Source organism: Rhizobium aouanii, from assembly GCF_037002925.1.
Classification (GTDB): Bacteria; Pseudomonadota; Alphaproteobacteria; order Rhizobiales; family Rhizobiaceae; genus Rhizobium; species Rhizobium aouanii.
The window spans coordinates 1-933 of the sequence record NZ_JBAMYD010000055.1; the positions used below are offsets into that span (position 1 = coordinate 1).

The 933-nt window shown below is 57.0% G+C and carries 1 protein-coding gene; it reads left to right on the forward strand.

Translation table 11 applies throughout. The features are described from left to right. Positions 1-79: 79 nt before the first annotated feature. The gene (locus tag V8P77_RS34685) at positions 80-913 is read left to right on the forward strand and encodes an IS5 family transposase (RefSeq protein WP_335916760.1); all 834 of its coding nucleotides are present in this window, start codon (positions 80-82) and stop codon (positions 911-913) included. The last annotated feature ends 20 nt before the right edge of the window (positions 914-933 follow it).

Below are 933 nucleotides of genomic sequence, written 5' to 3' on the forward strand. Positions count from 1 at the left end.
AGAGCCTGACCGAAAAAGAGTTGAGTGAAATCAGCCAGTTGTGATTCTGTTTGTTTGCTTAGGACGAACGGAGATCACAATGGGCTGGACTGATTTCACCCGTCGGCAATATGCCCGACGCACAATGCGGTATGCAAGCGATCTGACGGACCGAGAATGGGGATTGATCTCGCCTTGCCTGCCTAGACCGAGGCGGTTGGGCAGGCCGCGCAGCACCGATCTTCGCGAGGTCGTGAATGCGTTGCTTTACATCGCCATGACCGGGTGCCAGTGGCGGATGATGCCCAGGGATTTTCCGCCTTTTACAACTGTGCAGTCCTATTTCTACGAATGGCGAGCGACAGGGTTATGGGGTCGGATCAACCATCATCTTGTGATGGAGGCGCGTGAATTGGAAGGCCGGGAAGCCTCGCCGTCTGCGGGCGTGATCGACAGTCAAAGCGTGAAAACCACGGAAAGCGGCGGAATTTCGGGCTATGACGCGGGCAAGAAGATCAAGGGACGCAAGCGTCATATCGTCGTCGACACGCTCGGACTGATGGTCGGCCTCGTGGTTCACAGCGCCGATATTCAGGATCGCGATGGTGCACCTGCCGTCCTCAAAACCATTCTCAAGCGCTGGCCGTGGCTGAGACATATCTTCGCCGACGGTGGTTATGCCGGACCGAAGCTGAAGGGCGCACTGCAAAAGATCGCTACGTTCACTGTCCAGATCGTCAAGCGGACCGACAAGGCCAAGGGCTTCGAGGTTCTGCCGCGTCGCTGGGTCGTGGAGCGCACCTTCGCATGGCTTGGCAGATGCCGACGATTGGCGAAGGATTGGGAGAAGTCCGTCGCATCAGCCGAAGCCTGGATCACTATCGCTCACATCCGGGTCCTGACACGACGCTTGGCAAGGTACGGATATTGTTGAAACCTTTTCGAGTCAGGTTC